Origin of the sequence: Shewanella marinintestina (assembly GCF_023283845.1) — a bacterium.
Lineage (GTDB): Bacteria > Pseudomonadota > Gammaproteobacteria > Enterobacterales > Shewanellaceae > Shewanella > Shewanella marinintestina.
Genome location: NZ_JAKILC010000003.1, coordinates 67,402 through 82,654 on the forward strand (window position 1 = coordinate 67,402; position 15,253 = coordinate 82,654).

Consider the following 15,253-nt stretch of genomic DNA (forward strand, 5'->3'; position numbering starts at 1 on the left):
TCTCAAGCTAATCAAGAAAAAAGATAACTTATTTTAGTTAAAAACAGTTTTATTTTTATAGCCAATAAAAATGAATAGTAAAAATATAGTTCCCATATAAAGTTTATGTAAAGGGTTACGCCTCAATTTAAAAGAAATTAAAAATAGCTTTAAAAAGGAGATACGACTACCAGATAACAAAAGCTTGACCGGTTTTTCATTTTGCTGTTCCAACAAAACAGCTTGCTGGATAACCTTATCAAAAGCTTCACCAGAAACCACAATTTTCGCACGAGTAACCAAACTACCAACTCCATGATTGGCACCAACAACGTTTGACTCATGTTGGCGATAATTCATTGAAGGTTTATTATCTATATGCCACTTAAAACCGTTATATCTTGCGAAAGAATAACAAAACCAATCATGCATCCACATACTATCGATTTTATCAATATTTTTTTTGATAAAATCTCTAATTGATACGAATAGCTCCTTTTTTAATACAAAGGTGCAACCCGGTCCTGGGGCCTCGAATAAGTAGTCATACTCGGTTTGATTATAGGCCTTTTTAACTAACGCTGTTCGACCATCCGGCCAAAACGCTGTAACATTCGATGAATAGCCATCACAATAATTATCCAACAAGGATTTCACACCATTAGACAGTTTGTCTTCTTCCCAAATATCATCTTGATCACAAAATGCAATAAAATCATACTCAAAGTCATCTACTGCAGCATCTTTTATTAGCCGAATAAAGTTATTACATGCAGACCCAAAGCGCTCTCCATAAGGTAAAATTGAAATTACCTCTGGGTATTTAGATATATATTTAGTAATGATATCGTAAGTACCATCAACAGATCGGTCTAAACTTATGAATAGTCTTAACGATATGTTCTTTTGCAATAAAATTGATTCTATTTGCTCTTCAATAAAGTCTTGCCCGTTATATGCAGCCATTAAAACTGCAACTTTATTAGTACTCATTTATTTTGACCTATATAAACATTTTTTTTCTACATATTCCCAAGACATTTTTGAAATGAAAACTAACACTAAAAAAAACAATAAAAAATCAATAGCTTTATCTCCTGATGAAACTTCAAAAAGCACTAAAAACTGTACAAGCGGAAAATGAAATATATACATCCCATAAGAAATATCACCAAACTTAGAAATATTAAAATAAGGGGTGTAAAAAGCTAGAATAATAACAATAGAAAAAACAAAAAGAAAAGTACTGAATATTGATAGTTCAAAAAATACTTGTAGCAAAAAAGATAGCAAAAGAATTGAAGCTAAAACTTTACCTCCTATATACTCCTTATAGTTATAATAAAAAACACCAGCCCCAAAGTAATATAACTTAAAGAAAATTTGATTTGACAATTGCGATATAAAAGGAACGTTATCGAGGATGCCAAATGAATATGCAATATCGAGCGTAAGCGATATTAACGAAAGCAGCATTATAAATTGAAAACGCTTACTTTTGAAAAAGTAAACTGCAAAAGCAATTATAATGTAAAACGCCACTTCCAACTTTAACGTCCAAAGAGAGCCATTAACAGCACAGATAATATTATTATCAAAAATTCCGTTGACACATGGTTGGAGAAAGGTTAGAAAAACAGAACTAAAAGAAAAGTAGCTAGCTACATTTAACGGTTCTGCCCCCATAAATAAAAATATCAGGCTACAAACACTTAAAACTAACAATAGTGCAGGATAGATACGAGTTAATCTTTTTAAAAAATAAGTTTTTACGTTTTCCGTCCTAAGAGCACTATCCCAAATTAGCACTCCACTTATGAAAAAAAATGATTTAACTGCAACATCAGAATTAAATAGCTCAAACAGTGGAAAATAAAACTCAACGTTATTCAAGACCAAGTAATGATGCCATACAACACAAAAAGCAAAGAAATGTCGTAAAATATCAAAATTATTATTTCTTTTTAATGCCATAACCTTTGAACCCATGCCATAATCCTTTAAAGTAATTTGAAAAATAACCATCCTTAAACTTACTATTAAGAAAAATAAATTGCATAGATTTTTTAAATAGTAACAGCAACAAAAACAAAAAATTAATTATTGAAATGTTTTTTCTTATAAAATAACCAAAGCCACTTGCATAATTAAAAACCTTAACGTTATCTATTGAACCAAAGTCAGGTATTGGATGCCAAACTTTAACTGATGGATAGTAAATACCTTTCTTTCCTTTCAGTAGCTTTGTATAAAGAAAGTCAGGGTCTTCGCAAGATCCAAATTGCCCTCCCGCTCCCAATGTTACGTCAAAGGAATCATTTTTATCAAATTTAGCAAAAATAGTAATAGATGAAGATAAAAAGTAGTAGTTAAGAAAGCTAATGTTTTTTATTACATCAGGCCAATTTTTTATAATCTTCTGATTAGTTTTAATATCAACAATCTGGCCAGCTATAAAATCTATATTTGATCCAGAATTCAAAATATCAAGGACGACTTTTAGAGTATCAGGGTAATAAGTGCAGTCGTCATCGGGAAAAGCTATATACTTACCTTTGCATACTTTCAAGCCCAAGTTTCTATTGTACGATAACCCTTTAATATCTGAGTGAATATAGATTATATCGAAACTACAATGTAGACTTTCCAAAACTTCCTTTAATTCAAATGATTTGTCATTTTGATCTATCACAATCAATTCTAGTTTATTATCAACTTTTTCTGCTGCAAAACGAAGGGAACTAACAAACCTAATTAAGTCTTTCTTCCTTCCCAGAGTTGGTAATATCAACGAAAAATACATCTATTACTATCCTCTTGCTAAAACGGTGTTCGATTTAATTGCGTAGAACAATAATGCAACTATATTAAAAAATAAAGTTGCATAAGGGTCTAAGACAAAACATGCAACTAACAAACAATAAAAAATAGCATAATACTTTCTAGTTATTAGAAGTGTATTATCTAACCCTTTTAATGATAAAGTTAGAATTGAAATCATTAGTAAATAGTAAATAATCCCATGACTGAAAATCATTTGTAAAAATGAATGATGTAACGCTCTCCCTGTTAGTTCTAAATTCCGGCCACTGCCCATCCCTGAAAAAAATGCATGTTTTAATGTTAAAATGTCAAGTGCGTCAAACTGCGCTGACAAGCGATGAGACAAGGAACTCAACTTATAAAATATAAATTGATTACTTACAGCCTCGTTAGACAATTTTTTCATTGCCAACATCAATGTTAAATAACAGATCATACTGGAGACTAAAGCGGAGAAAAACGCAAAAGGATTCATCAAAAACTTAGGACATTTTTGAGACAGTATTATATACATTACAAATATCAAGAGGATACTAAATGATAAGCTAGAAAGTACCATTAAAGCCAATATAAGCTTCAGCAATCTATTAATTTTGAAAAATAGATCCAACGAAAAATACAAGAGAAGGCAATATAACCCATAATAATTAGAATCAAAGAATATACCACTGAAACGAATAAGCCCTAAATCATAAACATTAAACAATAAATGAAATACAAGCCCAAATACAACATTAACAACAATAAAAGAAATGCAAATTCTTTCCATTTGAACTTGAGAGATTGAAATATTTGCCCTAGAAATAAACACTAGACCAAAAATTGCAACGACCGACTGAAAAAATTTAAGAAAGCTTTTTACTTCACTGGCACCATTATTAAGAGACAAAAACAAAATAGGTAAAAGAAAAAGCAAAAACATAAAAAACAAAATCAAAAGATCTTTTTTAAATGAGATACGATTGAATAAAACAAATATTATAATGGAAAAAAGATAAAATATAAAACCAGAAGATGAAACTACACCAGAAAAGGTACATATAGAAAAGCAAGACACTATAACTAAAGATAATGATAACGATATCCTAGCATACAAATAAAGAAGCAATACAAAAAAAATGAGCGAACCTATTGAAATTAAAACCACTCTAACCTCTTTATATTTAAAATCTACAAATAAAGTTCATTATAACTCTTTGCAACAACTTTTATATCAAACTTATCTTTCATTAATTCATGAGGTTTTCTCTTAGACACCATTAAATCAATATCTGAGATATCAATACATTCCTCTTGTGAATTAATGATAAAACCACTAATTTTATTTTCGAAAATTTCAGCAGAAACACCATCTAACCAATTTGTAATAGGTACACAGTTTTGTGCCAAAGACTCTAATACAACGTTTGGCATACCTTCTTTACTAGAGAAAAATAATAAAGCCTTACACCTCTTCATTACATTCTGAGCTTCACTAGGCTCAACATGGCCTAGAAACCTTATCTTATTTTTATGCTCTGAAGATTCAACAAGTTGTATACACCGATCAACATATTCTTGAGAAAATTCAGAATTATTTACCACATTTTTATAAGGTCCAACTATATAAAATTTTGCATCAGGCAAGTGCGCAAAGTTTTGTAAAAAATACTCTATACTTTCAAATGTTCTTTTTCTTTTACAAACAAGACCAACAAAACAGAATGAATTGGTTTCCTTGCTGTCAAGATCTACGCAAGGACCTATACTAACACCATTAGGTATTAACAGTATTTTTTGTTCAGGTAGGTATTTAGAATTTATTTCATAAACTTTCCTAGACAATGTTATGTTTTTATAGATGTTTTTTATGAAGAAGAATTTGATAGTCCAGTTACGCTTTGCAGAAAAAGTATCAAAGTCATCATCACCAAGTAATGTCGTTTTCAATATAACTCTTTTCTTTAATAAAAACGAAATAACTAGTGGGATATTAAATGAACCATGAAAATGGAAAGTATTAACCTTAAATTTTAAAACGTAATATATAATATAAAAAAATTGTATGAAAAAAGAACTTGGGACATTAACTACTTTAGGATTATTTTCTACTCTATCTCCAAAGTTAAAAAAAACGACTTCATGTTCGATATTTTCAGCTAACAGCTTAGCCTGCTTTGAAGCTCCGCTATATCCACTAAAATTATGTAAAAAGTACCCTACCATTGTCTAACCTTAATTATCTTTCAAACTTTAAATATAAAATAGTTGAAATAGCGAGTAACGAGCGTGCTAACAACTGTGTGTAAACCAAACCTGATATACCAAACAAGTAAATTAGTAATATGCCTAACAAAGCTGACACGACTGAGACGGTTACTGATATATTTCTAAATACTTTGTCTTTATTGTTAGGTAATAGATAGCCTTGATTAATTATATTAATCACAGCATTAAAACATACACTAACGGTTAATACTTGCAGGTAAAAAACAGCTTCTGTTGAGTTTTCCCCAAGAAAAAATAATACAATGTCTTCAGAAAATAAGCCTATAGCTAAGAGGAATGGAAGTATTAAAATAATATTAAGCTTTATAGAAACACCTAATCCGGCCTTACCTCCACCAACAATCGTAGGAAATATTGATCTAGATAGAACATGTTGAAACCCTACAAAGGCATTAGTAACCCTTGTCGCTACAGCATAATAGGTATAAGTCACCCCTCCAGTTGCAGCGCCTAACGCTATTGATGGAATATTATTATATAAATTAGGAGCGAAATCACCAGAAAAGACATTAAACCCATTGACAAATTTTGAATACAAAGCAGGTAAAGTTATTTGTATTCGCCTAGTAGGCTTATACATACACATCAAATAAAATCCACTACTAAGTATAAACAGAGGTAGGTTATAAGATATAATTAACAAATTTATATTACTTTTATCATTAACAAATAAAATCACAAAAAGAAAGAATATCAGTTTTGAAATACTTGCGATTAAAGCAATTACCTTGAGTTCAGACAACCCTTGATAGTACCAAACAGCTAAAAAATAGTTTCCGATAACGCCAAATGCAATGCTTGAAGTGATAACGACAATATTGACATCTAGATAGAAAAATAGAAAAGAGCTTGATAAAAATATATAAAAAATAGAAATTATCAACTTCACTCTTTGAATAATTGCATACTCATTTAAAACTAATGAAATATTCTCTTTGTTTGCTGCTACATATCTGGTCCCAGTAATATTAAAACTGTAGTCTGTCACTATTATACCAAACTGTACAACAGTGTTAACTAAAAGAACAACAGCGAGTAGCTCTAATCCAATAGTTCTCGTTAGATAAGGGATCAACAAAATAGGTATTATCATACCTATCACATTGATCATACTTAAACTAAAAAAATTTGATATTATGCTTTTCACTTACTAACTCTATTTATATAAATATCAATTGCATTACAATACTCTTGTTCCAAATTACTCTTACCTTCTATCTTTTCCCAATTGTCATTTTTACTTATATAATAACAATTTGAATCAGTTAGTGTTACAGGTCCGACATGAGTAAATTGAAATTCAATCACTTTAGCTTCTTGGTTACTAACACAAATATCTAATGAGTATACATGAGAAGAATATTTCTCTGTAAATGCTTTAGCTTCGTCCAATACAGCAATAATATCACTACCAATTTCTAAACTATGCAAGCCACTGCCACTAGCTCTAAAATCATTGTCTTGAATAAACCTTTTTAAAATATAATACTTTTTACCAAAAATTAAAACCTTATAATCACAATCAAGGTCCTTAACAAATGACTGTAAAACGAACCGAGATTCACCATAAGATATATACTCGTGCCACTGCTTATCAAATCGAGCTTTAAAAACAAGCTCCTTCAGCTTCCTTTTCAATCTAACTATGTTTTGGCTTATTGAATCAATGAAAAATACACTCTTTTTCAAATCTTCAAATACTTTAATAAGTCTTACTCCCTGAGATGACGCTCCGTTAGCAAATTTGAATACTATGGGGTAATCTCGTATATCTGTTACTTCTTGGTAATCAGAGAAGTAGTTTGACTCAATAAGATTGAAACCGTACTTTTTTGCCATATAAACTTGGAAGCCTTTATTATCGTGTGCTTTTAATGCTTCATATGACGGAATTAATGTATTATCTCTATCAAAAAAATACATTGTATCCTCGATGTATTTTTTCAATTCAATCTTTTGGGAACTTGTGTATACAATATAGTTTCCGAACTCATTAAATTTTGTTTTTTGTAAAACCTGAAAAGTCATTATCTCAACATCATAACCAAGTTCAACCAGCCTTTCTTTCATATTCACAACATCTAAAGACTGCCAAGGGAACTTTTTCTGTGCGAAATGTCCATCATTTCCAGTTACAAGTAAAATTTTCTTCATCATCAATAAAATCCAAACTGTAGGACAAAAAGCTAAGGAGCTATTAAACTCTTACACTTAAACCTTTATATTTTAACAACATCCGATAATCTACATCCTGATTTATCTTTTTCGGATAGAAGTGGAGGAAAGCTAATAGGCCAGAGAATATTTATAGAAGAATCATTCCACGCTATAGAAACTTCTGCTTTAGGGTTGTAATAATCGGTACACTTGTATACAAATTCAGCTTCCTCACTAGTAACATAAAAACCATGTGCAAAGCCTTCCGGTATCCATAGTTGTCGCTTATTGTCAGCAGAAAGGTACTCTCCGACCCATTGACCAAATGTTGGTGAGCCCTTTCTGATATCAACAGCAACATCAAACACCTCTCCAGAAACTACACGAACAAGTTTCCCTTGAGTATTTTCCATCTGGTAATGTAAACCACGCAAGATTCCCTTCTTAGATTTGGAATGATTGTCTTGCACAAATTGTGTTGGTTTACCAGTCACTAATTCTTCGAATTTATTTTGATTCCAGGTTTCCATGAAGAAACCACGCTCATCGCCAAATACACTTGGCTCTATAATTTTAACATCTGGAATTCTGGTATCTATGACTTTCACGTTCTTATCCTGTATACACTTGAATATTGGCTAATGCTACTTTCCAATCACTCGCTTCGACTGCGAATACACGAGTGATTTTGTCGGTATTTAAGCAGGAGTTACTTGGTCGCTTTGCTGGTGTTGGGTATTGCTCGGTTGTGATGCTACTTAAGCTAGGCTTTTTGGTAATCGCACCTTTATCAACTGCTATACTAAAAATAGCCTCTGCAAATTCATACCAACTGACATGAGGCAAACCAGAATAATGATAAACACCATATTCAATTGCATCGCCTTGAATAATGCGTTTAGCGATTTGAATTAATGCACTAGCAATATCACCAGCATATGTTGGGCCACCAAATTGGTCTCCAACAATATTCAATGTATCTCTAGTTGCACCTAAACGCAGTATTGTTTTAACAAAGTTATTGCCGTTTTCACCAAATACCCAAGCAGTACGGAGAATAATGTGTTTACCACACGCTTCTGCTACTTCAACTTCACCAGCTAACTTACTTTCACCATAAACACCTTGTGGGTTTGTAGTGTCACTTTCAGCATACTCACCAAGTTTATTGCCTTCAAAGACATAATCAGTTGATATATGGAGTATTGCAGCCCCTACGTCTTGCGCTGCCTGTGCGAGATATTTTGGTCCATCACGGTTAATAGCATAAGAAAGCTCGACTTCCTCTTCTGCTTTATCAACTGCGGTATGTGCTGCAGCATTGATAATGATCGTAGGTTGAAATTCAGCAACCGCAGCTTTTACTGCTTGTTGATTGGTAATATCAAGGCTGTCTCTATCAAGCGCTAATACTTCGGTATTAGCGTCCTTAGTTAATTGCTCTGTAAGGCTACAGCCTACTTGCCCATGACATCCTGTAATTAGTACACGCATTAACTCACAGCCTTTTTCCGGTTCTCAATCACTAAACGAGTCAAATACTGACCGTATTCATTCTTCATCATAGGCTTTGCAAATGCTAATACTTGCTCATCACTCAGCCAGCCATTACGCCATGCAATTTCTTCTAGACAGGCAACTTTTAGACCTTGAACATTTTCAATGGTTTGAACAAAAGAAGAGGCTTCATGAAGGCTTTCATGAGTACCAGTATCTAGCCAAGCAAAACCACGACCTAATAATTCGACGTTCAATAAGCCATCATCAAGGTACATTTCATTTAACGTGGTTATTTCAAGTTCACCACGATGAGAAGGTTTGACTTGTTTTGCCATTTCAACAACGCGATTGTCGTAGAAATACAGGCCTGTAACAGCATAATTTGATTTTGGTGTTTCGGGCTTTTCTTCAATTGATACCGCTTTCATATCTTCATTGAACTCAACCACACCAAAACGCTCGGGATCTTTCACTTGGTAGCCAAAAACGGTTGCTCCTGTCTCACGCGAAGCTGCATTTCTCAGGGTGTTTGAAAAAGACTGGCCATAGAAAATGTTATCGCCAAGCACTAAGCAAACGCTGTCATCACCAATAAACTCTTCACCTATGATAAACGCTTGAGCTAAGCCATCAGGACTTAGCTGGATAGCATACTCAAGGTTAATACCAAAATCAGATCCATCGCCTAATAAACGCTTAAAGCCTGCATTATCTTCAGGAGTTGTGATGATTAAAATATCTTTAATGCCAGCCAACATTAATGTAGATATTGGATAAAAGACCATAGGTTTATCATAAATTGGAAGAAGCTGTTTCGATACACCACGTGTTAATGGGTATAAACGAGTACCACTGCCACCGGCTAATACTATACCTTTCATTACACTTCTTCCTTTGTCGTCAGTGACTCTACACCTAGACGTTCACGTTGATAACTACCATCTTGCACGTGTTGACACCATTCTTGATTAGTTAAATACCATTGAATAGTCTTCTTAAGACCAGTTTCAAATGTTTCTACTGGCGTCCAGCCAAGCTCACGCTGCATTTTGCTTGAATCAATCGCATAGCGTCTGTCGTGGCCAGGTCTATCTGTTACATAGGTTATTTGCTCTTTGTACTGAGCTTCTTTTGGCACTAGAGAATCCAAAATTGAGCAAATAGTTTGCACTACTTCTAAGTTCTGCTTTTCGTTATGGCCACCAATATTGTAGGTTTCACCTACGACACCTTCTGTAACGACTTTATAAAGTGCTCTAGCGTGATCTTCAACATATAACCAATCACGGATTTGATCGCCTTTACCGTAAATAGGCAATGGCTTTCCTTCTAGTGCATTTAAAATAACTAATGGAATAAGCTTTTCCGGGAAATGATATGGGCCATAGTTATTTGAACAGTTAGTTACAATCGTTGGTAAGCCATAGGTTCTAAGCCAAGCGCGAACAAGATGGTCAGAACTAGCCTTAGATGCAGAGTAAGGGCTCGAAGGTTCGTATGATGTAGATTCGGTAAATAGCGGTAGCGGTTTATTCGCTGAGGGCTCTGTACCACCTTCTATATCGTCAGGGTGCGGTAGGTCGCCGTAAACTTCATCGGTAGAAATATGATGAAAACGAAATGCTTTCTTAGCATCTTCAGATAATGTGTTCCAATACGCTCTTGTCGCTTCAAGAAGCGTATAGGTGCCCACGATATTAGTCTGGATGAAATCTGCTGGGCCAGTGATTGAGCGATCAACATGTGACTCTGCAGCTAAATGCATAACAGCGTCAGGATTGCATTGTGCGAAAACTCTGTCTAATTCGGCGCGGTCACAAATATCAACTTGTTCGAACACATAACGTTCATTTGACTCAATACTTGATAAAGATTCGAGGTTACCAGCGTAAGTTAATTTATCGACATTGATAACACTATCTTGTGTATTATTGATGATATGACGCACGACAGCAGAGCCGATGAAACCCGCTCCACCAGTGACTAAAATTTTCATTTTTATATTTCCAAGATGTATTACTTGTCTAAAAACAAGTTTAATTTAGACGTTGTGAATTGAATAATCACACTTTCCGATCTCAGCCTGTAGAATCAAACTGAGACACTTTTAATCCATTTTGAGACAGTCGATATGTCGCTATCCCATGTAAGGCAAGGGTTTCGCTGTTTTTCTTTAAACAGTCCCAATAGGCAAACAGAAGGTCCTAGGTCCTAGGTCCTAGCTCGTCTTCTTTTCTAACGAAATGTCTTATTAAAACAATCATTACAGCTAACATGCCGCCTAACATAGTACCCAGCACACATATTAATGCTCGTTTAGGGCCGGCTTTTTCTTCTGGTACTAATGCTGGGTCAATTGTTTTAAAAACATACTCGTCACGTACTTCAGCAAACATAATTGTTTTTGCTTGCTCTTCAATTAGTTTGTAAAGGATTGAACGGATATCTGCGACGTTTGTAAGCGCTATCTGCTTATTAAGGAACTCACTACTCCGAATGGCCTCGGCAACATCACGATCTTTCATCACTTTGTTGATGTCTAAAATTAACCAATCTACCCATTGTTGAGCAACACTAGGAGACAAATGCTCTACTGATATAGTTACCATACCTGTATCTTTAGCAGAGTTAACAGAAATAGCTTTACTAAACTCTTTGTAAGCCTCTTGCATTGAAGGTTCAGGTTTAAACGGCGCTTTAACTTCACGTACCCAGGTTTTAGTTTCTGAGTTATAGATTTCAGCATCGTAATTTAGCGTATCAGCTGACATATTCCACTCTTCAGCAGCCATTAAGTCAGGCAGGATATTATGAGATTTGATAAAGTTACTCGCAAATTGGCGCGATTTTATCACCTCAATCGCCATTTGGGTTTTATCAACGCCACCACCTGCACCAAGGTTAATACCCGCCATACTTGCTAAACCACCAAACTGGCCTGCTAAAGCACTAAGACCACCGCCTTGTTCTTCACTTGCCGGTGCAAGTAAAGCCACTGATTTATATGTATTTGGTTGTGATAAAGCAAAAATAACAGAGCCAATTGCAAAAACAGCTGTTATTGCAATAATTAACCACTTTCCTTGCCAGATGACGGAAAAGAGTTCGCGCAAATCGATTTCGTCGTCTGCCGACTGATTATGAACGGGGTTCATATGTGGGAACTGGGCGTCAGTGTTTGTTTGTTGTATATCTTTATTCATTATATAAAGGTCCTAGGCCCTAGGTTCTAGTTCCTAGGTGCAGGTTCCGCTTGTAATTTTAAATTAGATGTTAGGTTTGATATTGTATTCAGCTGCTGACTCTCTAACGCAGCCTTTTCTAATCTTTATCAAAGCACCTAACATTGCTGAAATTTCTCTAGCTTCCTTGATTAGCTTCAAACCATTTTGCTTTTCAATTACGCCTATTTCTATTGCGATGTAAATTTGAGTGGCAAGTTCACCTGAAGAGCCTTTAGCAAAATAAAGAAATCTTGCCGACTCGGCTTTAGATTCTCTTTCTTCACCCTCTGCAATATTTGAGGCAATGGAGACTGCAGCTCGCGTCATCTGGTCTTTTAACCCAAAATCACGACATGTCTCCAATTCTGTGTAGATGTCGCAAGCTAAACGACAAGCTCGCTTCCAGACATCTAAGTTTTGAAATGCAAATAAATTCACTGAATGCCGTCCTTGGCTAGTTGAGCCTAACATTCATAAGCTAGGCTCTTTTCGGTCTCAAACCTTTATTTAAAGATTTGCGACGGTGGCGAATGCGACTGCAGTGTTGTAGATGATGCTTGTTACTTGAGTCCAAAGCGTTAGGTTATCTTTGTATTCAGTATCAAGTGGAACAATGATGGTATCGCCTGGTTGTAGGCTTTGCTCGCTGTTAAACCACATAGAGCGACTCGGTAGCATCACTGAACCATCAGCTTTGATGATGTAAGTTCTGTCATCATCGGCACGCTCTCTTGCACCGCCAGACATAGCCAAATATTGGTCAACCGTCTGACCTTCTTTAAATCTATGCGTTGCAGCGTGCTGAACTTCACCCATTACTGCAATTGTTTGTTTAGTCGATGGAATATAAAGTACGTCTTTATCTTCTAACTGCAGGTCGGCTTGTTTGATACCAATTGATATAGCAGACATGTCGACCACAAGACGGCCTACTGCTTTAATGGTTTCTAAATCAGTTAACATCATCTGCGCGTCAGAGTAGTTGATTACGTTACCGTCTTTTGACACTCCACGCGTTGCAATATCACGACGTAGCTGATCTGCAAGCTTCTTAATCTCTAACTGCTCTTGCTGACGCACTGACTCACGCACAAATACCGATGAAGGAAGATACGCGTATTCAGTAAAACCGCCTGCACGTTGTAATACATCTGCTAATGTTTCACCACGGCGGATATTGTATGTGCCAGGGAATCGCACTTCACCGCGTAGCTCTACTGATTTGTTTTCTTGCCAATCTGGTGTTGTCATTACAGTTAAAATGTCGCGGCCTTTTAACGCGATATTTTGTGTTTCATCACCTTGCAGGGCTGCTTCTAAAGCAATATTCGTGTGCTTTATTGCAGAGCCATCAACTGTTGTGTAAGTACTCGTTAACTCTGCTCTTGACGTATAAGCGCCTTCTTCTAGGCCACCCGCAGCTGCAACTAAATCTTTAATACGCGCATTAACTGATAGAGGATAAATACCAGGGTTATTAACACGACCATTAATTGCTACTGCTTTTACGCCATTACCTGCACGACCTTGGCTATTTAACTTCATCACTACAGGATAAAGCAGTTCACCGCGATTCATCTCGCCGCTAAGCTTGATTAAATCACGGTCTTCAAACAAGTTAACTAGCATCTTGTTAACTTCGCTTTTTACAGCTTTAGCGGTTGGATCTTCTTCTTGTGCTTGGCTATTAATCGCTACGCCGCCTAATTCAGTACGGTCAGCAAATTTTTGTTGATTTAACTGTGAAAAACCTGCGCTAAATAAATCATTGCCGATTAATGAGTCGCCAGCTAATGACTGAACTTTTGCTACACGCTCTTTTACTAGTTTATTCAACTCATAACGATTTTGAGTCAAGTCGCTAAAGTTAAAGAAGATCACTTTATCGCGCGCTTGTAGCGTAATGTCTTGTGCTGCATCTTTAGCGTTAATCGCCTTAACTGGCGAGAATTGATAAACCTGAATATCACCTTGCTTATTAATTTCACGTACAACTATCGCGTATTCAAGATCGACAGAGACATTCAGATCGCCCCAAATAGATGGCACTAAATCACTGATTTTCTGACCCTGATACCACTGATATTTACCTGGGCGCACAACCGCACCAACAACTGTAATAGCATCTTCGTATTGCGTTGTAGCACTCTTAACACGAATAACGTCACCAGCAACTGCTCTTGTCGCTTTACCTTTTTGGGTGGTTAAATCAACATTAAGAATGGTCTTTAAACTATTATCGTTAAAGCGCTCGACGCTGCTACGTTTTGGATAAGCCCCAGGTTTAATACCTGCAGCCATTTCGATAACTTCAGCCATCGTTTCATGTTTTTTAAGCTCATAGATAGCAGGGCGGCGGACTTCACCCGTTACGCTAACTAAACCGCCAACAGATGGAATAAAGACTACATCACCAGAGCGAAGCGAAATATCACCCGACGCATCACCGCGTAGCAACAAGTCGTATAGATCCATGCTACCTACTAGCTTGCCTTTACGTTTTACTTGAATGTTACGTAGCGAACCAATTTCATTGACGCCACCTGCAACAAACAATGCTTGAGTAATAGTAGAAAGGCTAGAAACGGTATATGAGCCAGGGTTATAAGCATCACCCGCCACAAAAATACGAATTGAGCGTAACTCACCCATCGTAATGTTTGACTGGATGCCAATCATTTGTTGGCTAATACGGCTAGTTAATGTTTCGCGCAACTCGCTAAACGTTAAGCCTGCAACCGTAATAGGTCCAAGCTCAGGGAACTGAATAACACCTGCACGATTAATCACTAGGTCGTATTCTTTGTTATCTTTTCCGTAAAGCTGAACTTTTATGTTGTCACCTGGGCCAACTAGATACTCACTCGGGACTGGTACATCTGAAACTGGCGCGAATGTTGTTGGTGAGCCAGCAAAAAGATCATAACCAAATCGCTGTAGCTCTTGCTTATTGTTGTCTTGCTGAAAATCCAACTCATTTTTAGCGTCCGAGGACTGATCTACAATAGCTTTACTATCAGCACGTTGATTAACAACTTGTGGGTTTTCAACTTTTGGTTGCGAACCTCCACCGCCTAGCATTGATGGGTCGATACCATATTGCTTAGCTAAGCGCTGTTGCTCCGATGCTGGTAGATTCTTAAATTGCTCTATCATTTGTGGCGAAGGCGTAATAGCACTCGCCTGCCCTGACAGTAGGATCAGCGCTGACATGCCAGCTATGATGAGTTTTTTAGTCTTATTAAGCACCGATTGTCTCCAAGAGAGGTTGTGTTGTTGAAAAAGAAGTTGAAAGCGTTTAG

The 15,253-nt window shown here is 35.9% G+C and carries 14 protein-coding genes; all 14 read right to left on the bottom strand.

What is annotated here, in order from left to right:
- Nucleotides 1-33 precede the first annotated feature (33 nt).
- The gene (locus tag L2747_RS04205; protein ID WP_248997848.1) at nucleotides 34-972 is read right to left on the bottom strand and encodes a glycosyltransferase; all 939 of its coding nucleotides are present in this window, start codon (nucleotides 970-972) and stop codon (nucleotides 34-36) included.
- Complete coding sequence (locus L2747_RS04210) at nucleotides 973-1,968, bottom strand: acyltransferase family protein (protein ID WP_248997849.1); 996 nt, start codon at nucleotides 1,966-1,968, stop codon at nucleotides 973-975.
- Nucleotides 1,934-2,782, bottom strand: coding sequence for a glycosyltransferase family 2 protein (locus tag L2747_RS04215; RefSeq protein WP_248997850.1), 849 nt, complete (start codon nucleotides 2,780-2,782; stop codon nucleotides 1,934-1,936). Before L2747_RS04215 ends, L2747_RS04210 begins: the two co-directional genes overlap by 35 nt.
- Nucleotides 2,783-2,788: 6 nt before the next feature.
- Nucleotides 2,789-3,949 (bottom strand): hypothetical protein, encoded by a 1,161-nt coding sequence (locus L2747_RS04220; RefSeq protein WP_248997851.1) that lies wholly within the window; start codon nucleotides 3,947-3,949, stop codon nucleotides 2,789-2,791.
- Between the two features lie 23 nt (nucleotides 3,950-3,972).
- Nucleotides 3,973-5,007, bottom strand: coding sequence for a glycosyltransferase family 4 protein (locus L2747_RS04225; protein ID WP_248997852.1), 1,035 nt, complete (start codon nucleotides 5,005-5,007; stop codon nucleotides 3,973-3,975).
- Nucleotides 5,008-5,020: 13 nt separating this feature from the next.
- Entirely contained in the window at nucleotides 5,021-6,217 is a 1,197-nt protein-coding gene (locus L2747_RS04230) for an oligosaccharide flippase family protein (protein WP_248997853.1), read from the bottom strand.
- Nucleotides 6,214-7,227 carry an ATP-grasp domain-containing protein gene (locus L2747_RS04235; protein WP_248997854.1) on the bottom strand — a complete coding sequence of 338 codons (1,014 nt, stop codon included), beginning with the start codon at nucleotides 7,225-7,227 and terminating at the stop codon, nucleotides 6,214-6,216. Before L2747_RS04235 ends, L2747_RS04230 begins: the two co-directional genes overlap by 4 nt.
- Before the next feature lie 62 nt (nucleotides 7,228-7,289).
- Entirely contained in the window at nucleotides 7,290-7,835 is a 546-nt protein-coding gene (gene rfbC / locus L2747_RS04240; protein ID WP_248997855.1) for a dTDP-4-dehydrorhamnose 3,5-epimerase, read from the bottom strand.
- A gap of 4 nt (nucleotides 7,836-7,839) precedes the next feature.
- Nucleotides 7,840-8,721, bottom strand: a complete 882-nt coding sequence (rfbD, locus tag L2747_RS04245; protein ID WP_248997856.1) for a dTDP-4-dehydrorhamnose reductase — start codon at nucleotides 8,719-8,721, stop codon at nucleotides 7,840-7,842.
- Nucleotides 8,721-9,608 (bottom strand): glucose-1-phosphate thymidylyltransferase RfbA, encoded by an 888-nt coding sequence (rfbA, locus tag L2747_RS04250; protein WP_248997857.1) that lies wholly within the window; start codon nucleotides 9,606-9,608, stop codon nucleotides 8,721-8,723. Before rfbA ends, rfbD begins: the two co-directional genes overlap by 1 nt.
- Complete coding sequence (gene rfbB, locus L2747_RS04255) at nucleotides 9,608-10,723, bottom strand: dTDP-glucose 4,6-dehydratase (protein ID WP_248997858.1); 1,116 nt, start codon at nucleotides 10,721-10,723, stop codon at nucleotides 9,608-9,610. The genes rfbA and rfbB overlap by 1 nt, the downstream gene beginning before the upstream one ends.
- A gap of 208 nt (nucleotides 10,724-10,931) precedes the next feature.
- On the bottom strand, nucleotides 10,932-11,930 hold the full coding sequence (locus L2747_RS04260; RefSeq protein WP_248997859.1) for a Wzz/FepE/Etk N-terminal domain-containing protein: 999 nt from the start codon (nucleotides 11,928-11,930) through the stop codon (nucleotides 10,932-10,934).
- A gap of 63 nt (nucleotides 11,931-11,993) precedes the next feature.
- Complete coding sequence (locus L2747_RS04265) at nucleotides 11,994-12,389, bottom strand: four helix bundle protein (protein ID WP_248997860.1); 396 nt, start codon at nucleotides 12,387-12,389, stop codon at nucleotides 11,994-11,996.
- Nucleotides 12,390-12,458: 69 nt separating this feature from the next.
- Complete coding sequence (locus L2747_RS04270; protein WP_248997861.1) at nucleotides 12,459-15,200, bottom strand: SLBB domain-containing protein; 2,742 nt, start codon at nucleotides 15,198-15,200, stop codon at nucleotides 12,459-12,461.
- Nucleotides 15,201-15,253: the final 53 nt, after the last annotated feature.